This is a genomic window from Clostridium sp. SY8519 (assembly GCF_000270305.1).
In the GTDB taxonomy this organism is placed as follows: domain Bacteria; phylum Bacillota; class Clostridia; order Lachnospirales; family Lachnospiraceae; genus SY8519.
In genome coordinates this window covers 801941-821943 of the sequence record NC_015737.1, presented here as the reverse complement: position 1 = coordinate 821943, position 20003 = coordinate 801941, and the positions used below count along the sequence as shown (strand labels likewise).

Genomic DNA, 20003 nt, shown 5'->3' with positions numbered 1-20003 from the left:
ACCTATGGAACAGAGCCTTCGTCTGACGGTACTGCTGGTCTGGCTGATCCTCCTGGCATGGGAGGACTGGAAGGAGCAGACGGTGAATCTTTGGGCTGCCGCGGCGGCAGCCGGATGCGGAACCGCATGGTATCTGGCGGCTGCGCCCTTTTCCCCGGAAGAACTGGCCGGCGGAGCGGGCATCGGTGGCATACTGCTGCTGGCTTCCTGGATCAGCAGGGGAAAAATCGCGGCCGGTGACGGACTGGTGCTGGGGATCTGCGGCATCTATCTGGGAACGGCGCGCAGCCTGGGACTGTTATGCGGAGCTGCGCTGGCGGGCGCAGCAGCAGGAGGAATGCTGCTGCTGCGGAAAAAGAAGAGGCTGCAGGACCGGATTCCGTTTATTCCGTGTCTGTGCGGCGTACACGCCTGGTGTGTGCTGGCAGCCTGGATAGGAGGATAGGATATTTTGCAGAAAAAAAGGGGGCATGTTTCCGGGAGCCTGACTGTTGAGGCTGCGATTCTGATGCCGGTTCTGATTCTTCTGATGTGCTGGGTACTGCATCTGTCTATTGGTATGTACGGACAGGTGGAGGAGGCGTCAGCGGACATCCGGCAGGCACAGAAGATAGATTCGGTAAAGCTGTTTCGCAGCAGCCAGGCAAGGAAGGATCTGGTGAAACAGGCGTCCGGAGCAGCAGACGGAGAGGGAGCATCCGGGAACCGGAAGCAGGAATGAAAAGGAGGTGTCAGCTGAGCTGTGAAGATAGAATACGAAAGAACCGCTTCCCACAGTTACCTGGTTATGGCAGAGGCGGAGTATCCGTATGCGGTATATGAGTGGGAGATGCTTCAGAATAACGAAATCCGCGGACTGATTCCTTTTCGGCCAATCAGCGAAAACGGGAAGAAGAAATACTGGTATGACATTACCGGCCTGCAGGCAATGGAAACCGTGCTGCAGAACGGCCCGGTCCGGGCGGATCTGGTAAAGCGTATGATCTGCAGTCTGGCGGAACTGAAGCTTACGCTGGAGAACTATATGCTGGAAGAAAGGGCGGTTTGTTTTCGCCCGGAATTGATTTTCTTTGACCGGCGCAGCAAGGATATGCGTTTTTGTCTCATTCCGGGCTATCAGAAGGAAAACGCGGAAGGAATGGCTCCGCTGCTGGAGCTTCTGCTGAATCATCTGGATCATTCGGATCAGGCCGGTGTGCGCATGGCCTACCAGCTGTATGAACTGTGTGCGGACGGCAGCTGCGGAAGAGAGGAATTGTTTGGCTGTATCCGTGGATGCGGCGCAGCCGCAGAAGAGCAGAAGGAAAACAGAAAAACGGATCGGTATCGAACCGTATTTCGGGAAAAAGAACAGGTTCCGTCATTTCGAGAAAAAGAACAGATTCCGTCCGGGAGCGGAGAATATATGGACACGGATTTGGGAAAAGGGGAAAGCCAGAGGCAGAAAAGGAGATACAGAGCCTCGGGGCAGACAGAACGTCAGGACCAGATAAGGGAAAGCGGAATCACGGGACAGGAGGAACGCCGGGATCGGATCACGGGCAACGGGATTGCGGAGCGGATTCACCGGATCAGACAGAGAGAGACCAGCGAACCGCAGAAAACGGAAAAAAGAGGACAGAAAGCAGACAAAAGGGGAAGCAGAAGGGAACGGCGCGGCCGATTTGTTTCAGAGGAAAAAGCACCGATTTACGGATCCGGACCGGCAGACGGCTTTTTCGGAACTGTCTATGGGATGTATGAGAGTTCAGCAGAAGGAGACTGCGGAAAGTTTCCAATGGCAGAGGAAAAGCCGTTCTCTGAGGAGGCGGTGACAGAACTTGTGCAGCAGCCGGAACACAGCCGGGAGATTCGCCTGATTTATCGGGGAAACGGGGAAGAGCAGGATCTGTGTGTGGATCATTTCCCCTACCTGATCGGCAAACGGGTCGGCGGGGCAGATGGTATTCTGCAGGCGGAAACAGTCAGCCGGGTCCATGCCCGGATTATACTTGATCCGGAGCAGGGGATCTGTGTGCAGGACATGAACAGCACCAATGGAACACGGCTGAACGGCGATCTGATTCCCTTTCACACGCCGGTACCGGTGAAAAAGAACGACCGGCTGATGTTCGGTACGGAAGTATTTGTGATGAAAGGGGAACTGTGACGGCCTAAGGAAAGGGCGGCCGGATTCCGTTTGACAGGAGGCGATTTGCGTGTTACTCTGCACTCATGTATGAGGAAAGAAACAATCAGATCAGACAGCGCCCGCGGGAGAAATATCCCTACCTGACGCCGGTGAATACGGGAATTGTCCTGCTTAATGCAGTGATATTCCTGATTTTATCTGTTCTTGGAGACACCGAGGATGGAGCATTTATGTATCTGCACGGCGCTATGTATCCGGATGCGGTCTTTGACAGCGGAGAGTGGTACCGTCTGCTTACATCGTCCTTTCTGCATTTCGGAATCAGTCATCTGGTGAACAACATGGTCATGCTGTTCTGCCTGGGCTCCTATCTGGAGAAAGCCTTTGGCAGGATAAAATATGCGGTGTTTTATGCGGCGGTCTGCGTTTTCAGCAGCCTGGCGTCCTCCTGGTGGATGCTTCAGCAGGACAGCCCGGCGGTATCCGGGGGCGCTTCCGGCGCCATTTTCGGCATCATCGGCGCACTGCTCTGGATTATCCTGCGCAACCACGGCCGGTTCCGCGATATGGATCTGCGCCGTTTCCTGATCATGCTTGCGCTCAGCCTGTATTATGGATTTACGACTGCGGATGTGGATAACGCCGCTCATATCGGCGGCCTGATTTTCGGCTTTTTGCTGGGAATTTTGATGGCGCCCCGCGGTCTTGATGTTTCCCGGAGAAACTCCTATACTGAATAGAAAAAGACAGTAAGGCAGGCAGAGCCTTCTTACAGAAAGTGACCGCAGAGAGGAGGAAGTACGCGCACAGCGCGTACGTACACAAATATGAAAGACGACAACTGTATTTTCTGTAAACTGGCAAACGGAGAGATCCCGACCCGTTCCATTTATCAGGATGACACTTTTAACGTAATTCTGGACGCGGATCCGGCGACGAAAGGGCACGCGCTGATTCTTCCAAAGGATCATTATGCGAATCTTTTTGAACTGCCGGACGAGGTGGCGGCCAAAGCATTTGTTCTGGCAAAGAAACTGGCGGCTGTGATGAAAGAGCGTCTGCATGCAGATGGTTTTAATCTGGTGCAGAACAACGGGGAAATTGCGGGACAGACTGTATTCCATTTTCATCTGCACCTGATTCCGCGATACGAGAATGACGGAAACGGAGAAAAGCTCTGCTGGAACCATGAGAGTTTTACAGAGGCACAGTTTGATGAAATCCGTGATCTTCTGGATATGAACAAATAACTGCCAGGCAGGAATGAAGAGAGGGCTATTGTAAATTATGAGTAATTTTGTAACAGAGGGCTACGCGGTGCCGCATCCGCCGTTGATCATACCGGAAGTGGGCAAAGGCAGAGAACAGGGTATTGCAGACACAATCGCCGCCTATCAGCAGGTGGCCGAAGAAGTGGCGGCCATCCGTCCGGACACCATTGTACTGATTTCTTCCCATGTGGAGATGTACGGAGACTATTTTCACATTGCGCCGGGAGAATCCGGAGACGGGAATTTCGGACAGTTCGGGGCGCCGCAGGTAAAGGTGCATGCGGAATATGATACCGAGCTGCGGGACGCGATCTGCAGACACGCGCAGGAGCTGGGAATTCCGGCAGGTACAGATGGCCAGCAGCACAGTGCACTGGATCATGGAACCATGATTCCGCTGTATTTTATCAATCAGAAATATAGTGAATATAAAGTAGTGCGTATCGGAATTTCCGGGCTGTCCTATGACCGGCATATGGCGCTGGGCGCCTGCATCCGGGACATGTGTGAAGAGCTGGAACGGCGGACAGTGGTAATCGCCAGCGGCGATCTGTCCCATAAGCTGAAACAGGAAGGCCCTTACGGGTATGCTGCGGAAGCCCCGGAATACGACCGGAAAGTCATGGAGATTTTCACCGGCGGAAAACTGGAGGACCTGCAGAACCTGTCTCCGGAATTCTGCCGGAAAGCAGCGGAATGCGGACACCGTACCTTCCTGATTCTTGCAGGCATGCTGCAGGATACTGCAGTGACTGCCAGAAAACTGTCTTACGAAGGCCCTTTTGGTGTGGGCTACGGTGTATGTGCCTTTGATCCCCGGGAAAAAGATCCCTATGTCCGTCTGGCAAAGCAGGCGCTGGAGACTTATGTCAAAGAGGGAACACTTCTTCCGGTCAGTGAAGATCTGGATGAGGAGCTGCTGCATACAAGAGCCGGCGCCTTTGTTTCTCTCCATATGAATGGAGAACTGCGGGGATGCATCGGAACGGCCACACCGGTACGCGGCAATGTGGCGCAGGAGATTATCGAGAATGCCATCAGCGCAGGCGCTTATGACATGCGGTTTGACCGGGTGACCAGAGAGGAGCTGCCGGCCATTTTCTACAGTGTGGATGTGCTGGGACCCTTGGAGCATGTGAAGGGACCGGAGGAACTGGATGAAAAACGATACGGCGTGATTGTCAGCGACGGAATGTCCCAGGGACTCCTGCTGCCGAATCTTGCCGGCGTGGACAGCGTGCAGGAGCAGCTGGAAATCGCGCAGCAAAAGGCAAACATTATGCCGGGGACACCGGTGGATATCTATCGGTTTGAGGTGGTCCGCCACGTATAGGGGGATCGGACATGACACTGTTTGGATCGGATAAAAAAACCTGCCGGGTATGCATGCATGCCTGCAGTCTTGCGGAGGGTCAGACAGGACGCTGTCTGGCCCGTAAAAATATTGCGGGCGAGATCGTGTCCATCAGTTACGGGGATCTGACTGCCATGCAGCTGGATCCGATTGAGAAAAAACCGCTGAACCGGTTCCATCCCGGCAGCAAAATTCTGTCCGTGGGAAGTTTCGGATGCAATCTGCGCTGTGAATTCTGTCAGAATTACAGAATTTCCATGGCATCGGAGCAGGAGGCGGAAACAGTAACTTTTCGAAAAGAACCGCAGGATTTGCTGGAGGAAGCTCTGCGCCTGCGAAAATATGGCAATATCGGGATTGCCTATACATACAATGAACCGACCATCGGGTATGAATATGTGCTGGAAACTGCCCGGCTGATTCATGAGGAAGGCATGTATAATGTATTGGTGACAAACGGCAGCGCGTCCCGGGAGATCTTAAAGAAGCTTCTGCCCTGGATCGATGCCATGAATATTGACCTGAAATGTTTTTCAGAAGAGGGATACGCACGGCTCGGCGGTTCGCTGGAACCGGTGAAACAGTTTATTGCTTTGGCCAGAACCCGGTCCCATGTGGAGCTGACCTTCCTTCTTGTGCCGGGACTGAATGATTCGGAGGATGAATTCCGGGAAATGTGCCGGTGGATCGCATCCGCGGATCCGAATATGCCGCTGCATGTGAACCGCTTTTTCCCCATGTATCAGTCGAAACAGACGCAGCCTACGCCGATTCGTCTGCTGTATCATTATGCGGAAATTGCGGAGCAGTATCTGACTTATGTATATGTGGGAAATGTATAGCAGGTAATCTGCGTACGGAGGAGAAGAGTTTTGAACATCAGAGAATCCATTGAACAGGAAGTGCTTGTCTTTGACGGGGCTTTCGGCACCTATTACACAGAGAAGTATCCCGAAGAGAAACTTCCCTGCGAAACAGCGAATATCAATCATCCGGAGCGGGTGCTCACAATCCATCGGGAGTATCTGGAGGCAGGGTGCAGAGCCCTGAAAACAAATACCTTCGGCGCTTATCCGGAAAATCTCGGAAAAGCCGATCAGGAGGCAGTGATTAAAGAAGGGTACCGTCTGGCACAGGAGGCTGCTGCCGGAAAGGCATATGTATTCGCGGATCTCGGACCGGCACCGGGAAATGACGCGCCGGAACGGGCAGAAGCCTTCTGTCAGGCGGCGGAGATCTTTATCCGCTGCGGCGCGCAGAATTTTCTGATGGAAACCAACTGCAGCAATGAAGGGATTCCGGAAGCCCTGCAGTTTATCCGGGAGCGGGTGCCGGACGCGTTTATTCTGGTATCCTATGCGGCATTTCCGGATGGTTATACCAGAGAAGGATTCTATTTTAAGAAACTGATGACAGAAATCAGCGACACTGGGCTCTGCGATGTGGTGGGACTCAACTGCGTCTGCGGCTCCAGGCATATGGGAGAACTGCTGGGCAGACTGGGCGGAACAGACATGAAACTGTTCGCCATGCCAAATGCGGGATATCCGACGATGCGGGGCAACCGTACGTTTTATGACGGCAACGCGGAATATTTCGCGTCACAGACTGCGGATTTCGTAAGCAGCGGAGTTCGTATCATCGGCGGATGCTGTGGTACCACACCGAAACATATGGAACTGGTGGTAGGCCGTCTGTCCGGTCAGCGCGTTCCGAAACTCCTGCGCCAGCCGGCGCACGGGACGGCAAAGGAGCCGGCAGTCCGGGCGGAAAATCCGTTCTTTGAAAAAATCAGTCAGGGGAAAAAGGTGATCGCGGTTGAGCTGGATTCACCAAAAGACACCAATCTGGAGAAATTCATGGGCTGCGCCAGAGACCTGAAGGAGGCAGGCGCAGATGCCATGACCATTGCAGACTGCCCGATCGCCCAGGCCAGGATGGACAGTACACTGCTTGCCTGTAAAGTGAAACGGGAGCTGAATCTGGATGTGCTTCCCCATATGACCTGTCGGGACCGGAATATCAATGCGGCGAAAGCCCTGCTTTTAGCAGCGCATGCGGAACAGATCCGCAATGTGCTCATAATTACCGGGGATCCGATCCCCACTGCGCAGCGGGAAGAGATTCCCTCTGTCTTTCAGTTTAATTCCGTAAAGATGGCGGCGTATCTGCAGTCGCTGAACGAAGAGCTGTTTGAAGATCCGTTCCGTGTCTTTGGCGCGCTGAATATCAACGCTGTGAATTTTGACAGCGAGCTGAAGCGGGCAAAAAAGAAAGAGGAAGCAGGGATGGTCGGATTTCTGACCCAGCCGGTGCTTTCGGAAGAGGCGAAGGAAAATCTGATCCGTGCCCATGAAGAACTATCCGGCAAAATACTGGGCGGAATTATTCCGGTTGTCAGTGAACGCAATGCCCGGTTTATGGAAAGTGAAGTCAACGGAATCCATGTATCGGAGGAAATTATCGCGCGTTATGTCGGTAAGGACAGGGAAGAGGCGGAAAATCTGGCCTGTGAGATTTCCTGCCGGATCGCGGAAGAGATTGCGCCTTATGTGGACGGATACTATCTGATGACGCCGTTCCAGCGGACGAAGCTGATGCGGAGAATTATCAGCGGTATTTCTCATTTGTGCTGATTGCCGGCAGAGGCTTCCAGACAGGAATGCACGGGAGCATGGATATTTTCGCAGAAAAAATAACGGTACAGCCGGGTTTCATGCCCGGCTGTTTACTTATGTTATTTCTTTTTCCTGCCTTTGGCCGCCTCTTCTTCGATCAGGTCGGTGATCGTGGTAATCGCGTCAAGCTGACGGCTGTTGGCCATGCGTACACGATAGGCTTCCCGTTCGTTCCATACTTCTGAAACTGCGCGCAGGAAGCTGTTGTCGGTCAGGTCTTCCTCTTCAATCACATAGCTGAATCCCTGCTTTTCAAAGGAGCGGGCATTCAGAATCTGGTCACCGCGGCTGGCGTTTTTGGACAGCGGAATCAGAATATTCGGTTTATGGAGAGCCAGCAGTTCGCAGATGGCATTGGCGCCGGCCCGGGAAATCACCAGATCGGCCAGGGCCATCAGGTCTGCCAGCTCATCGGTGATATATTCATACTGCACATATCCTTCGAAGCGGATGGAAGGATCCAGGTTGCCTTTGCCGCAGAGGTGTATGATCTGGAAGTTTTTCAGCAGTTCCGGCAGATTGCGGCGGACGGTATTGTTTAAGAATACGGATCCCAGGCTGCCGCCGATGATCAGGATCACCGGTTTGCGGCTGGTGAGACCGGTGAACTGGCAGGCGCGCTCTTTGCTGCCTTCCAGCAGCTCCTGGCGGATGGGGGATCCGCTGAGTACGGCGCGTCCTTCCGGCAGATGGGGGATGGTTTCCGGGAAATTGCAGCAGATCTTGCTTGCGGCCGGAATAGCCAGTTTGTTGGCCAGTCCCGGTGTCAGGTCAGATTCGTGGATAATCACCGGAATGTGTTTGTGTTTGGCGGCCAGAACCACGGGAACACTGACAAAGCCGCCTTTGGAGAATACCACGTCCGGGCGGATCTTGCGCATCAGGGTACGTGCCTGGGCATAGCCTTTCACCACCCGGAAGGGATCCGAAATATTTTTCAGATCCAGATAGCGCCGCAGTTTGCCGGATGAGATGCCGTAGTAGCGGATGCCGAGGTCTTCAATGAGCTTTTTTTCCATACCGGTGTAGGAACCGATGTAATAGATTTTATATCCCAGTTCTTTCAGACGGGGAATCAGCGCGATATTCGGTGTGACGTGTCCGGCTGTGCCGCCGCCGGTTAATATGATTTTTTTCATAGCAGACATTCTCCTTTGCCCGGAAGGTACTGTGCCGGGACTGATCAGTTTCTTTGAAAAATTATACTCTTATGGATTCGGTACATCAAGAAAAAGCGCAGAAAAAGAAACACAGAAGTTTATTCTGTCCTTGCCAATGTTTTTTTGCTATACTGATGGATAAGGAGAAGGCAGTAACAGGTCGCCGGCGTCTGGCGACGGAATGGAGAGCGTATTATGAAACATGTGACATTTGACTATTCAAAAACTGCACCATTTATCCGCGAAGAGGAAGTAACATATATGAAAAATACCGTGGAAGCGGCAAAGGAGCTTCTGGTATCCGGCCGCGGCGCGGGAAATGATTTCATTGGCTGGATCGATCTTCCGGTAAATTACGATAAGGAAGAGTTCAGCAGGATCCAGGCTGCAGCAGAAAAAATCCGCAGAGATTCGGAAGTACTGGTAGTGATCGGAATCGGCGGCTCTTATCTGGGCGCCCGTGCCGCAATCGATTTCCTGCGGCCGGATTTCTATAACAATCTGCCGAAGGAAGAGCGGAACGCGCCAGAGATTTATTTCGCGGGCAACAGTATTTCCGCTTCTTATCTGAGCAATCTGATCCGGGTGATCGGAGACAGGGATTTTTCGGTTAATGTGATTTCCAAGTCCGGAACCACCACAGAACCGGCAGTGGCTTTCCGGATTTTCAAGGAACTTCTGGAAGAAAAATACGGCAAAAAAGAGGCGGCATCCCGCATTTACGCGACGACGGACCGGGCCCGGGGCGCATTGAAGGGCCTGGCAGACGAAGAAGGATATGAAACCTTTGTCGTGCCGGATGATATCGGCGGCAGATTCTCTGTACTGACTGCAGTAGGCCTTCTGCCCATCGCAGTCAGCGGCGCAGATATCACGAAGCTGATGGAAGGCGCGGCCAGCGGACGGGAGCGGGCGCTGAACCATGCCTTTGAGGAAAATGACGCCCTGCAGTACGCCGCAGTGCGCAATATACTCTACCGCAAAGGAAAACAGGTGGAGATTCTGGCTAATTACGAGCCCCGCCTGCACTATGTATCGGAATGGTGGAAACAGTTATACGGCGAAAGCGAAGGCAAAGATCAGAAGGGAATTTTCCCGGCATCGGTAGATCTGACCACAGACCTCCATTCCATGGGGCAGTATATCCAGGACGGCAGCCGGATCCTGTTTGAAACTGTGCTGAATGTCCAGGATCCGGGTGTGGATGTGCAGATCAAAAAAGAAGAGAAGGATCTGGACGGGCTGAACTATCTGGCCGGCAAAGGCATGAATTTCGTCAATACCTGCGCAATGCAGGGAACACTTATGGCCCATACGGACGGAAATACACCGAACCTTGTGGTTCAGATTCCGCAGATGGATGAACACGCGCTGGGAGAACTGTTCTATTTCTTCGAGTTTGCTGTAGGAGTCAGCGGATATCTGCTGGCAGTCAACCCCTTCAACCAGCCGGGCGTGGAGAGCTATAAGAAAAATATGTTTGCCCTTCTTGGCAAGCCGGGCTATGAGGAAATGGGCGAAGCCCTTAGGAAACGTCTGTAACAGGAAGGATCCGGTTATCCGGGTGGTTCCGGAGGATACGGACAGCCATGCGGAGCATAAGACAGATGCCGCAGAAAGGAGGAGATATGGGAGGAATTATTGGAGCGGATGCCAATCCGGTATGGTTCTGGCTGGCTGTTCTGGTGATCCTGCTGATTGCCGAATTTGCCACCGTCGGCCTGACCACCATCTGGTTCGCCGGCGGGGCAGCTGTGGCACTGATCTGTGCGGCAGCCCATGTGCTGATCGCCGTGCAGATCCTGCTGTTTGCAGGGGTGTCTGTCGTGCTGCTGGTGCTGTTCCGGCCTCTGGCACTGAAACGGTTCAACCGCAGGCGCACCGCCACAAATGTTGACAGTCTGATCGGAATGAAGGGCGTGGTAAAGGAAGATATTAACAATATCCAGGGAAAGGGCCGTGTGGAAGTGCGCGGCATGGACTGGGCAGCCGCGTCCGCAGACGAGAACGACATCATTGAGAAAAACACAGAAATCAGAGTTCAGGCAGTCGAAGGAGTGACACTGAAGGTCTGCAGAGCAGAACATCAGAATCCAACTGCCGGTTAGAGACACGCACAAGGGACAGGAGGTAGCCGCTTATGCCAATCATCATTCTGATCATAGTAATCATTATTGTAGCCATCCTGGTTTCATGCATTAAGATTGTGCCGCAGGCCCATGCTTATGTGGTGGAACGTCTGGGAGCCTATCAGGGCACCTGGGATGTGGGCATTCATTTTAAAACACCGATTATCGACCGGGTAGCCAAGAGAGTGCTTCTGAAGGAACAGGTGGTGGATTTCGCACCGCAGCCGGTGATCACAAAGGATAATGTCACCATGCGGATTGATACGGTGGTCTTTTATCAGATCACGGATCCGAAGCTGTATGCCTATGGTGTGGAAAGCCCCATCGTAGCGATTGAAAACCTGACAGCCACCACGCTGCGGAATATCATCGGCGACCTGGAACTGGATGAAACCCTGACTTCCCGTGAAACCATCAACACAAAGATGCGTTCCACACTGGATGTGGCCACGGATCCCTGGGGCATCAAGGTCAACCGGGTGGAACTGAAAAACATCATCCCGCCGCAGGCCATTCAGGATGCCATGGAAAAACAGATGAAAGCCGAACGTGAACGAAGAGAAGCGATTCTCAGGGCGGAGGGCGAGAAAAAGTCTACCATTCTTGTGGCAGAAGGAAAGAAAGAATCCGCGATCCTGGATGCGGAAGCAGAGAAACAGGCCGCAATCCTGCGGGCAGAAGCGAAGAAAGAAGCGACAGTCAAAGAGGCGGAAGGTCAGGCAGAAGCCATTGTCCGGATTCAGCAGGCCAATGCAGACGGACTGCGGGCACTGAAAGAAGCCGCGCCGGATGAGAGCGTGCTCCGCCTGAAAAGCCTGGAGGCATTTGCGCGGGCGGCAGACGGCAAGGCATCCAAGATTATTATACCGTCCGAGATCCAGGGGATTGCGGGCCTTGCAAAATCTGTGGTGGAAGTGGCCGCAGACAGTAAAAATGTAACAGAGTAAAAAGGAGAGATAAGTAACCATGTCAGACTTAAAAGGCAGAAATTTTCTGAAACTTCTGGATTTTACGCCGGAGGAGATCATGCAGTTCATTGATCTGGCCGCAGATCTGAAAGATAAAAAGAAAAAAGGAATTCCGCATGATACGTTAAAGGGTAAGAATATCGCCCTGATTTTTGAAAAAACCAGTACCCGGACCCGCTGCTCCTTTGAGGTGGCTGCCTATGATCTGGGCATGCATGCCACATTCCTGGATCCCAGTGCCTCTCAGATCGGCAAGAAAGAAAGCATTGCGGACACTGCCAGAGTACTGGGGCGTATTTATGACGGAATCGAATACCGCGGATTCGGACAGGATATTGTGGAAGAACTGGCCAAATACGCGGGCGTGCCGGTATGGAACGGTCTGACCAACGAATTTCACCCGACACAGATGCTGGCGGATGTGCTGACGATCCGGGAGCATTTTGGAAAAATCAAAGGGATCAAACTTGCCTATATGGGAGATGCCCGTTATAATATGGCCAATTCCCTGATGGTAGTCAGCGCCAAGCTGGGCATGGATTTTGTGGCCTGCAGCAATAAAAAATATTTCCCGGATCCGGCGCTGGTGGCGCAGTGTGAGCAGATTGCGGCGGAAAACGGCGGCAGCATTACACTGACAGAAGACGCCAAAGCAGGTGTCAAAGGCGCGGATGTGATTTATACAGATGTCTGGGTGTCCATGGGCGAGCCGGATGAAGTATGGAAGGAGCGAATCGAGGATCTGCTCCCGTACCAGGTGAACCGGGAACTGATGGACGCAGCCGGTCCGCAGGTGAAATTCATGCACTGTCTGCCGGCGTTCCATGACTGCAATACCGGAATCGGTGCGCAGATTGCCGAAAAATACGGACTGAAAGAGATGGAAGTCACGGACGAAGTCTTTGAAAGCGAGCAGTCGATTGTATTTGATGAGGCAGAGAACCGTATGCATACCATCAAGGCAGTCATGCTTGCGACATTAGGCGAATAACGGAGAGCACACAACAGCTGCCGACAGCCGAAAGGGCAGAGGATGCGCCGTTCGGGTCGGCATCCGGGCGATCTGACGAATATGCAGGGTGGGAAGGTCAGAGACCTTCCCGCCCTGTGTTTGCGGAGAGAACATCTGTATTTGCCGGAGAGATGGAAAGAGAGCGAAAGATTGTATGAAGGAGAAAGTACTGAAGCTGCTTTTCGGCGCGGATTTTGTATCCGGCCAGTATATCAGCGAACAGCTCGGAGTGTCCCGGACTGCCGTATGGAAGGCAATCCGCGGCCTGGAAGAAGAGGGGTATGAAATCGAGGCAGTCCGAAATAAAGGCTATCGGATTCTGGGCGAACCGGATCTTTTGACGAAAGCACAGGTGGAATCCCATCTGCATACGGCCTGGGCGGGACGTGAACTGTATGTCTGCGCGGAAATCGATTCCACCAACAACGAAGCCAAACGACTGGCAGAGTCCGGCGCACCCCATGGGACGCTGGTGATTGCGGAAGTGCAGACCGCAGGCAGGGGCCGACGGGGCAGACCTTGGATATCCCCCAGGGGCACAGGTGTCTGGATGAGCCTGCTGATTCGTCCGGACCTGTCCCCGGTGAACGCGTCGATGCTTACGCTGGTGATGGCCATGGCGATCCGCCGGGGAATCTGGAAGACAGCAGGACTCTCCTGCGGAATCAAATGGCCCAATGATGTGGTTTCCGACGGCCGCAAGATCTGCGGCATCCTGACTGAGATGAGCGCGGAACCGGACTGCATCAACCATATCGTAATCGGAGACGGGATCAATGTGCTGGATGAGGCTTTTTCAGAAGACCTGAAGGATACAGCAACTTCCATCTATCGGGAAACCGGGAAAAAAGTCAGCCGCGCGGAACTGATCAGCAACGTGCTGGAGGCATTTGAAGAGTATTATGAACGTTTTCTGCGGAATGAAGACCTGCGCGCGCTTCAGGAAGAGTACAACAGTTATCTGTTAAACTGCGGCAGGGAAGTGCGGGTGCTGGATCCCCACGGAGCTTATACCGGTGTTGCCCGGGGCATTAATACCCGGGGCGATCTGCTGGTGGAGACGGAAAACGGTACCAGAGAAGTGTTTTCCGGGGAAGTATCGGTCCGTGGAATTTACGGATATGTGTAAATATTTACAAACGTGGAGAAAAACGAATTTCCGCAGAGGAAACGAATCAAAACAGATCATCGTATCAGAGAGGATACAAAAACAATTCGATGAAAGAAAAGGTTGTATTGTGCGCGGCCAGTGCATATAATAAAAAATATTATCTGAATCCGGAGTTTGAACGGCTGCCGGAGGGGATCCGCGAAGAACTGCAGATCATGTGTGTCTTATTCACAGAGGATGTAGGCGGGATCCTTACCCTGTATTTTACACCGGAAGGCACACTGGAACTGGAGACTTCAGCCAATGAGGAAGACCTTCTTTATGATGAGATCGGAAGTGTGCTGAAGATCAAGCAGATCCAACGGGACAGAAAGGAACTTCTGGAAGGCCTGGAACTGTACTACCGCGTGTTTTGTATGGGTGAAGTGCCGCCGGAAGACCTTCTGCAGGATCAATAAATAAAACAGGCCCGCTCCCGGGGGAGAGGCTGCAGAGCAGTATGCCTGCGCCGGAGAGAACCATACGGGCCGGGAGGAAAAGAAAGATATGTTACTGACAATCGATATCGGCAACACGAACATTACAGTGGGAGTGTTCAACGGCGAGGAACTGGTGACCACATTCCGCATGACCACAAAACAGCCCCGTACTTCAGATGAATACGGCATGATTATCTGCGATCTGCTGGAGCACAATCAGGTAAAGGTAAAAACCATCGATGCCATCATTGTGGCATCCGTTGTGCCGAATGCCATGCACTCTCTGACCAGTGCCTGTGTCAAATATTTCCATTCCCAGCCGATTATTGTGGAAGCCGGCATCAAAACAGGCATTCGGGTTGCCACCAAGAATCCCCGCGCCATCGGCGCCGACCGTATCGTAGACGCGGCAGCGGCATACGGCCTGTACGGCGGGCCGGTGATTGTTGTGGATTACGGCACAGCCACTACCTTTGATCTGGTGGACGCGGACGGTTCGTTTATTGCCGGGGTTACCGCGCCGGGCATCAGCTCATCCGCACAGGCGATGTGGTCGTTAACGGCAAAACTTCCGGAATTCGAAATCAAAAAACCCCGCAAAATCCTTGCCAAGGATACCATCGCCAGCATGCAGGCCGGCCTGGTATACGGACAGATCGGCCAGAGTGAATACATCATCAACCGGATGAAAAAAGAAGCCGGTTTCGACAATATCACAGTGGTAGCCACCGGCGGTCTCGGGGTTCTGATTGAAAAGGAAACGGATGCCATTGATATCTATGATCCGATGCTTACGCTGAAGGGCATGCGGATGATCTACGAAAAGCAGAAATAAACCAAAAGCAGAAAAGACAGCACAGCAGATAACCAGGACCAAAAGCAGAGCAGGCAGCACAGCAGATAACCAAAAACGAGAAGACAGCACAGCACAGGAGGCTGTGCTTTTGTCTGCGGGTACGCAGGCAGACTGCCGCGCACCGCTGGAAAGAGGCAGAAGCAACCATTATGAAAATAGGAAATGTTACGCTGGACAATAACCTGATACTCGCGCCCATGGCGGGAGTGACAGATCTTCCCTTCCGCCTGCTCTGCAAGGAGCAGGGCGCAGGCCTTCTGTGCACGGAAATGGTGAGCGCCAAGGCCATTTATTATAAAAACAAAAAAACAGAAGAACTGATGGCGATTGATCCGCGGGAACATCCTGTTTCGCTGCAGCTGTTCGGCTCCGATCCGGAGATTCTGGGGCTGATCGCGGCGCAGATTCAGGACCGGCCCTTTGACATTCTGGACTTCAACATGGGGTGCCCGGTGCCGAAGGTGGTCAACAATGGGGAAGGATCCGGCCTGATGCGGGATCCGAAACTGGCGGAACGGATTCTGACAGCGCTGGTGAAGGCCAGCCGCAAACCGGTAACCGTCAAATTCCGGAAAGGATTTGACGACGAGCATGTAAACGCCGTGGAAATCGCGAAAATAGCCGAGCAATGCGGCGTGGCTGCCGTGGCGGTGCATGGCAGGACACGGATGCAGTATTATTCCGGCCGGGCGGACTGGGATATTATCCGGCAGGTAAAGGAAGCGGTATCCATTCCGGTGATCGGCAACGGCGACCTTCTGTCCGCGGATGATGTACTGGCTATGAAGGAGCAGACCGGCTGCGACGGATTCATGATCGGCAGGGGCGCACAGGGAAATCCATGGATTTTCCGCCAGATTCTGCACAAACTGGAGACCGGCGAAGATCTGCCCAAGCCCGGATATGAGGAAATCAGCGCCATGCTGCTGCGGCATGCCCGTATGCTGATCCGGGAAAAGGGAGACTATATCGGCATCCGTGAAATGCGCAAACACGCAGGCTGGTACCTCAGCGGCTGCCGAAACGCCTCCCGGCTCAGGGGAAAAATGAATGAAGTGGAGACCATTCAGGAACTGGAGGACCTTCTGCTTCGTGCAAACCGCTGAAACTGCCGGAGTTGGTTGACATTAATATTTGAAACGACTATAATGTTGAAATTGTTGATAGATGAAGCCGTGACGGGTGTATCCCGTGTGAGGCAGATGTTTGCAGGCAGACAGAAATGTGATTCGGAGGAAACCGTAACATGGCAGAAAAGACATTATTAACAGCACAGGGTCTGAAGGAAAGAGAAGAAGAACTCAGCACCCTGAAAAATGTAAAACGTAAAGAAATCGCTCAGAAGATCAAGGAAGCCCGGGAACAGGGCGACTTATCCGAGAACGCGGAGTATGATGCGGCAAAAGATGAGCAGCGTGATATCGAAGCCCGGATCGATGAGCTGGAAGCTATGCTGAAGAATGTGGAAGTCATCGAAGACAGCGGTGACACAGACACCGTATCCGTAGGCTGCAAGGTCAGAATCCTGGATGTGGAATTCAACGAAGAGCTGGATTATCAGCTGGTCGGATCAACCGAGGCCAACAGTCTGAAGGGCCGTATCTCCAACGAATCTCCCGTAGGCAACGCGCTGCTGGGAAGCCGGGTAGGCGATATGGTAAATGTGGAAACACCCGGCGGTGTATTTCAGTACAAAGTTCTGGATATCCAGAGAGTATAAGACAGATCTTTCAGGCACGCCAAAAGGCGTGCTTGATTTTGCATATCCTGCTGCAATCTGTTAAAATAAATCCACTGACAGGACCAGAGGCAGGAACGGAACAATATTCATTAAAGAAGGAGATCGAGAGATGGCAAAGAACAATGGACAGCCACAGGATCTGAACCAGATCCTGAAAAACCGCCGTGAAAAATTCGCGAATCTGCAGCAGGCAGGGAAGGATCCTTTTGTAATCACAAAGTATGACCAGACCCATCACAGCCAGGAGATTAAAGACCGTTACGATGAGCTGGAGGGCAGGGAAGTATCCGTTGCCGGCCGCATGATGTTCAAGCGTGTCATGGGCAAGGCTTCATTCTGCAATGTTCGTGACAAACAGGGCGATATTCAGGCATATGTTGCCCGGGATGAAATCGGAGAAGAATCCTACGCAGATTTCAAAAAATACGATATCGGCGATATTATCGGCATCCGGGGAACTGTCTTCAAAACAAAGACCGGTGAGATCTCCGTACATGCGTCAGAGGTGACACTTCTGGCCAAAAGTCTTCAGGTGCTGCCGGAGAAGTTCCACGGCCTGACCGATACCGATACCCGTTATCGGCAGAGATATGTAGACCTGATCATGAATCCAGACGTGCGCGATACCTTTATCAAGCGTTCTCAGATTATCAAAGAAATCCGTAATTTCTTAGACGGCATGGATTTCATGGAGGTGGAGACTCCGATGCTGGTGTCCAATGCGGGCGGCGCGGCAGCCAGACCTTTTGAGACCCATTATAACGCACTGAATGAAGACGTGAAGCTCCGCATTTCTCTGGAGCTGTATCTGAAACGTCTGATTGTCGGCGGACTGGAGCGTGTCTATGAAATCGGCCGTGTGTTTCGGAATGAGGGTGTTGATACCCGCCACAACCCGGAATTTACCCTGATGGAACTGTATCAGGCATACACGGATTACAACGGCATGATGGATCTGACCGAGAAGATGTTCCGTTATCTGGCAGAAAAAGTATGCGGCACCACGACTATTACATACAACGGAACTGCTATTGATCTGGGCAAACCCTTCGAACGTCTGACTATGATCGATGCAGTGAAAAAATACGCCGGCGTGGATTTCAATACCATTCAGACAGACGAAGAAGCCAGAGCCATCGCCAAAGAAAAAGGCGTGGAATTTGAAGCGCATCACGTGCGCGGAGATATTATCAGCCTGTTCTTTGAAGAATTTTGTGAGGAAAATCTGATCCAGCCCGTATTTATCATGGATCATCCCATCGAAATTTCACCGCTGACCAAGAAGAAACCGTCAGATCCTTCTCTGGTAGAGCGTTTTGAGCTCTTTATCTACGGACGGGAGATGGCCAATGCCTATTCCGAGCTGAACGATCCCATCGACCAGAGAGAACGTTTCAAGGCCCAGGATGCCCTGGCAGAAGCAGGCGACGAAGAAGCGCAGCATACCGATGAAGATTTCCTGAACGCACTGGAAATCGGCATGCCTCCGACAGGCGGTATCGGCTATGGAATTGATCGTCTTGTGATGCTGCTGACGGATTCACCGGCCATTCGTGACGTGCTGCTCTTCCCCACGATGAAGTCCCTGGACAGCGATACAAAGGCTTCCAAGGCAAAGGGATTCCTTGCCAATCCGGCAGAGGAGAAGCCGGAAGTCATTGACTTTTCCAAGGTAAAAGTGGAACCACTGTTTGAGGAGATGGTGGATTTTGACACCTTCAGCAAGAGCGATTTCCGTGCGGTCAAGATCAAAGACTGCGTGGCAGTACCGAAATCCAAGAAGCTTCTGCAGTTCACCCTGGATGACGGAACCGGCACGGAACGCACAATTTTAAGCGGGATCCATGCATTCTATGAACCGGAAGAACTGGTTGGGAAAACGGCCATTGCCATCGTGAACCTTCCGCCGAGAGCCATGATGGGGGTTGACTCCTGCGGTATGCTGCTTTCCGCGGTTCATGAGGAAGAGGGCGAAGAAAAACTGCATCTGCTTCTGGTGGATGATCATATTCCGGCGGGAGCAAAGCTGTATTAAAAGATGCCGTTTTGCCATAGAAAACAAAAAGCAATCGCATATTTTGACATTGAATGGGCAGTTCCATGAAGGAGCTGCCCATTTATTTGCAATATACCATCAGCAGAACACGCAGGAACTGTTACAGAGAGCTTGCGCTTTCACTTGCTCATTGGTAAAATATGAGACAGTTAAAGAGATAGTTAATGAACTAACGGAAAACTAAGCTTAAATACAATGCAGAATACTTCTGTGTTAAGGAGAAACTCTTAATGGGTTTCTCTAAAAAATCACCATGAAGTTAGTTGAAACTAATGAATAGGAGGTACAAGGCATGTCATTTTTTCAGAATACCAGAAAGCCGGTCGGATTCGGCGGAAAACTGATGGTAAAAGGGATGAATGGAGGATCCCATGCAAAGCTGGCGGAATGGGGGCTAGACCATCTGAATATTGCTCCGGATGCGCGGATTCTGGATGCAGGCTGCGGCGGAGGCGCAAATGTGCGCCGCCTGCTGGAGAAAGTGCCGAACGGTCATGTCACAGGCCTGGATTATTCCGAAGTGAGCGCAGCGGAATCCAGAAAAGTGAATCGGAAGGCAATCCGGGACGAACGCTGTGAAATCCTGCAGGGTGATGTCAGCGCCCTTCCTTTTGCTGCGGGTACCTTCGATCTTGTGACGGCTTTCGAGACCGTATATTTTTGGCCGGAACCTGAGACAACATTTGAAGGCATACGCAAGGTTTTGAAGTCAGACGGGATTTTCTTTATCTGCAACGAATCCAACGGACATGATAAGGAAGCGGTAAAGTTCTCAAAAATAATTGACGGCATGAGACTGTATGATGCAGATCTGCTGAGGAAACTTCTTTCACAGGCCGGATTTACGGATATCCAGGCAGATGCGCGCGGTACATGGCTTTGTGTGAGGGCGGGGAACTGATCCCTGATATATTTGTTCTGGATCTATCCGGAGAAAATTCTTTGAAAAGCCCTTTCAAAATGACAGATTCTGCTCGGACAGAAAGAACAGATTCTGAATGGACCGACTTGATTTGCGGATAAAAAAATAAAATGTGGTTATTACCACATAATTTAC

General features: G+C 52.2%; 20 protein-coding genes. 19 read left to right on the top strand and 1 reads right to left on the bottom strand.

What is annotated here, in order from left to right; translation table 11 throughout:
* Nucleotides 1-4 precede the first annotated feature (4 nt).
* The 8 genes from CXIVA_RS03865 (at nucleotide 5) to CXIVA_RS03830 (ending at nucleotide 7392) form a co-directional block, all read left to right on the top strand.
* Complete coding sequence (locus CXIVA_RS03865) at nucleotides 5-445, top strand: prepilin peptidase (protein WP_013976717.1); 441 nt, start codon at nucleotides 5-7, stop codon at nucleotides 443-445.
* 6 nt (nucleotides 446-451) lie between these two features.
* Nucleotides 452-721, top strand: coding sequence for a TadE family protein (locus tag CXIVA_RS03860; RefSeq protein WP_013976716.1), 270 nt, complete (start codon nucleotides 452-454; stop codon nucleotides 719-721).
* Nucleotides 722-742: 21 nt separating this feature from the next.
* Complete coding sequence (locus CXIVA_RS03855; protein WP_013976715.1) at nucleotides 743-2149, top strand: DUF6382 domain-containing protein; 1407 nt, start codon at nucleotides 743-745, stop codon at nucleotides 2147-2149.
* Nucleotides 2150-2214: 65 nt separating this feature from the next.
* Nucleotides 2215-2871, top strand: coding sequence for a rhomboid family intramembrane serine protease (locus CXIVA_RS03850; protein WP_013976714.1), 657 nt, complete (start codon nucleotides 2215-2217; stop codon nucleotides 2869-2871).
* An 87-nt stretch (nucleotides 2872-2958) separates the two neighbouring features.
* Entirely contained in the window at nucleotides 2959-3381 is a 423-nt protein-coding gene (locus tag CXIVA_RS03845; protein ID WP_013976713.1) for an HIT family protein, read from the top strand.
* A gap of 37 nt (nucleotides 3382-3418) precedes the next feature.
* Nucleotides 3419-4735 (top strand): AmmeMemoRadiSam system protein A, encoded by a 1317-nt coding sequence (gene amrA, locus CXIVA_RS03840; protein ID WP_013976712.1) that lies wholly within the window; start codon nucleotides 3419-3421, stop codon nucleotides 4733-4735.
* An 11-nt stretch (nucleotides 4736-4746) separates the two neighbouring features.
* Nucleotides 4747-5598: an AmmeMemoRadiSam system radical SAM enzyme gene (gene amrS / locus CXIVA_RS03835; RefSeq protein WP_013976711.1), complete on the top strand. Its 852-nt coding sequence runs from the start codon at nucleotides 4747-4749 to the stop codon at nucleotides 5596-5598.
* A gap of 30 nt (nucleotides 5599-5628) precedes the next feature.
* On the top strand, nucleotides 5629-7392 hold the full coding sequence (locus tag CXIVA_RS03830; RefSeq protein WP_013976710.1) for a bifunctional homocysteine S-methyltransferase/methylenetetrahydrofolate reductase: 1764 nt from the start codon (nucleotides 5629-5631) through the stop codon (nucleotides 7390-7392).
* A gap of 101 nt (nucleotides 7393-7493) precedes the next feature.
* Here CXIVA_RS03830 and CXIVA_RS03825 read toward each other — a convergent pair whose 3' ends face one another.
* Nucleotides 7494-8573 carry an undecaprenyldiphospho-muramoylpentapeptide beta-N-acetylglucosaminyltransferase gene (locus tag CXIVA_RS03825; protein ID WP_013976709.1) on the bottom strand — a complete coding sequence of 360 codons (1080 nt, stop codon included), beginning with the start codon at nucleotides 8571-8573 and terminating at the stop codon, nucleotides 7494-7496.
* Between the two features lie 213 nt (nucleotides 8574-8786).
* On the opposite strand from CXIVA_RS03825, the gene CXIVA_RS03820 reads away from it, so the two are divergent.
* From CXIVA_RS03820 to CXIVA_RS03770, 11 genes are all read left to right on the top strand, one after another.
* The gene (locus CXIVA_RS03820) at nucleotides 8787-10136 is read left to right on the top strand and encodes a glucose-6-phosphate isomerase (protein ID WP_148267779.1); all 1350 of its coding nucleotides are present in this window, start codon (nucleotides 8787-8789) and stop codon (nucleotides 10134-10136) included.
* Nucleotides 10137-10222: 86 nt separating this feature from the next.
* Nucleotides 10223-10702 carry an NfeD family protein gene (locus CXIVA_RS03815; RefSeq protein WP_013976707.1) on the top strand — a complete coding sequence of 160 codons (480 nt, stop codon included), beginning with the start codon at nucleotides 10223-10225 and terminating at the stop codon, nucleotides 10700-10702.
* A gap of 32 nt (nucleotides 10703-10734) precedes the next feature.
* On the top strand, nucleotides 10735-11670 hold the full coding sequence (locus tag CXIVA_RS03810; protein WP_013976706.1) for an SPFH domain-containing protein: 936 nt from the start codon (nucleotides 10735-10737) through the stop codon (nucleotides 11668-11670).
* Nucleotides 11671-11689: 19 nt separating this feature from the next.
* Nucleotides 11690-12682, top strand: coding sequence for an ornithine carbamoyltransferase (gene argF, locus CXIVA_RS03805; protein WP_013976705.1), 993 nt, complete (start codon nucleotides 11690-11692; stop codon nucleotides 12680-12682).
* A gap of 175 nt (nucleotides 12683-12857) precedes the next feature.
* The gene (locus CXIVA_RS03800; RefSeq protein ID WP_013976704.1) at nucleotides 12858-13832 is read left to right on the top strand and encodes a biotin--[acetyl-CoA-carboxylase] ligase; all 975 of its coding nucleotides are present in this window, start codon (nucleotides 12858-12860) and stop codon (nucleotides 13830-13832) included.
* Between the two features lie 89 nt (nucleotides 13833-13921).
* Complete coding sequence (locus CXIVA_RS03795) at nucleotides 13922-14272, top strand: DUF6145 family protein (protein WP_013976703.1); 351 nt, start codon at nucleotides 13922-13924, stop codon at nucleotides 14270-14272.
* A gap of 88 nt (nucleotides 14273-14360) precedes the next feature.
* Nucleotides 14361-15128, top strand: a complete 768-nt coding sequence (locus CXIVA_RS03790) for a type III pantothenate kinase (protein ID WP_013976702.1) — start codon at nucleotides 14361-14363, stop codon at nucleotides 15126-15128.
* A 170-nt stretch (nucleotides 15129-15298) separates the two neighbouring features.
* Nucleotides 15299-16255, top strand: coding sequence for a tRNA dihydrouridine synthase DusB (dusB, locus tag CXIVA_RS03785; RefSeq protein ID WP_013976701.1), 957 nt, complete (start codon nucleotides 15299-15301; stop codon nucleotides 16253-16255).
* A gap of 140 nt (nucleotides 16256-16395) precedes the next feature.
* Nucleotides 16396-16869 (top strand): transcription elongation factor GreA, encoded by a 474-nt coding sequence (greA, locus tag CXIVA_RS03780; protein WP_013976700.1) that lies wholly within the window; start codon nucleotides 16396-16398, stop codon nucleotides 16867-16869.
* A 130-nt stretch (nucleotides 16870-16999) separates the two neighbouring features.
* On the top strand, nucleotides 17000-18925 hold the full coding sequence (gene lysS, locus CXIVA_RS03775) for a lysine--tRNA ligase (protein ID WP_013976699.1): 1926 nt from the start codon (nucleotides 17000-17002) through the stop codon (nucleotides 18923-18925).
* 313 nt (nucleotides 18926-19238) lie between these two features.
* The gene (locus CXIVA_RS03770; protein WP_013976698.1) at nucleotides 19239-19847 is read left to right on the top strand and encodes a class I SAM-dependent methyltransferase; all 609 of its coding nucleotides are present in this window, start codon (nucleotides 19239-19241) and stop codon (nucleotides 19845-19847) included.
* Nucleotides 19848-20003: the final 156 nt, after the last annotated feature.

What these genes read in the sequence shown, in the direction of transcription:
- CXIVA_RS03865 (WP_013976717.1), top strand. Translation starts at nt 5, where the DNA reads ATGGAACAGAGCCTTCGTCTGACGGTACTGCTGGTCTGGCTGATCCTC.
- CXIVA_RS03850 (WP_013976714.1), top strand. Translation starts at nt 2,215, where the DNA reads ATGTATGAGGAAAGAAACAATCAGATCAGACAGCGCCCGCGGGAGAAA.
- CXIVA_RS03845 (WP_013976713.1), top strand. Translation starts at nt 2,959, where the DNA reads ATGAAAGACGACAACTGTATTTTCTGTAAACTGGCAAACGGAGAGATC.
- amrA (WP_013976712.1), top strand. Translation starts at nt 3,419, where the DNA reads ATGAGTAATTTTGTAACAGAGGGCTACGCGGTGCCGCATCCGCCGTTG.
- amrS (WP_013976711.1), top strand. Translation starts at nt 4,747, where the DNA reads ATGACACTGTTTGGATCGGATAAAAAAACCTGCCGGGTATGCATGCAT.
- CXIVA_RS03825 (WP_013976709.1), bottom strand. Translation starts at nt 8,573, where the DNA reads ATGAAAAAAATCATATTAACCGGCGGCGGCACAGCCGGACACGTCACA.
- CXIVA_RS03815 (WP_013976707.1), top strand. Translation starts at nt 10,223, where the DNA reads ATGGGAGGAATTATTGGAGCGGATGCCAATCCGGTATGGTTCTGGCTG.
- CXIVA_RS03810 (WP_013976706.1), top strand. Translation starts at nt 10,735, where the DNA reads ATGCCAATCATCATTCTGATCATAGTAATCATTATTGTAGCCATCCTG.
- argF (WP_013976705.1), top strand. Translation starts at nt 11,690, where the DNA reads ATGTCAGACTTAAAAGGCAGAAATTTTCTGAAACTTCTGGATTTTACG.
- CXIVA_RS03800 (WP_013976704.1), top strand. Translation starts at nt 12,858, where the DNA reads ATGAAGGAGAAAGTACTGAAGCTGCTTTTCGGCGCGGATTTTGTATCC.
- CXIVA_RS03795 (WP_013976703.1), top strand. Translation starts at nt 13,922, where the DNA reads ATGAAAGAAAAGGTTGTATTGTGCGCGGCCAGTGCATATAATAAAAAA.
- CXIVA_RS03790 (WP_013976702.1), top strand. Translation starts at nt 14,361, where the DNA reads ATGTTACTGACAATCGATATCGGCAACACGAACATTACAGTGGGAGTG.
- dusB (WP_013976701.1), top strand. Translation starts at nt 15,299, where the DNA reads ATGAAAATAGGAAATGTTACGCTGGACAATAACCTGATACTCGCGCCC.
- greA (WP_013976700.1), top strand. Translation starts at nt 16,396, where the DNA reads ATGGCAGAAAAGACATTATTAACAGCACAGGGTCTGAAGGAAAGAGAA.
- lysS (WP_013976699.1), top strand. Translation starts at nt 17,000, where the DNA reads ATGGCAAAGAACAATGGACAGCCACAGGATCTGAACCAGATCCTGAAA.
- CXIVA_RS03770 (WP_013976698.1), top strand. Translation starts at nt 19,239, where the DNA reads ATGTCATTTTTTCAGAATACCAGAAAGCCGGTCGGATTCGGCGGAAAA.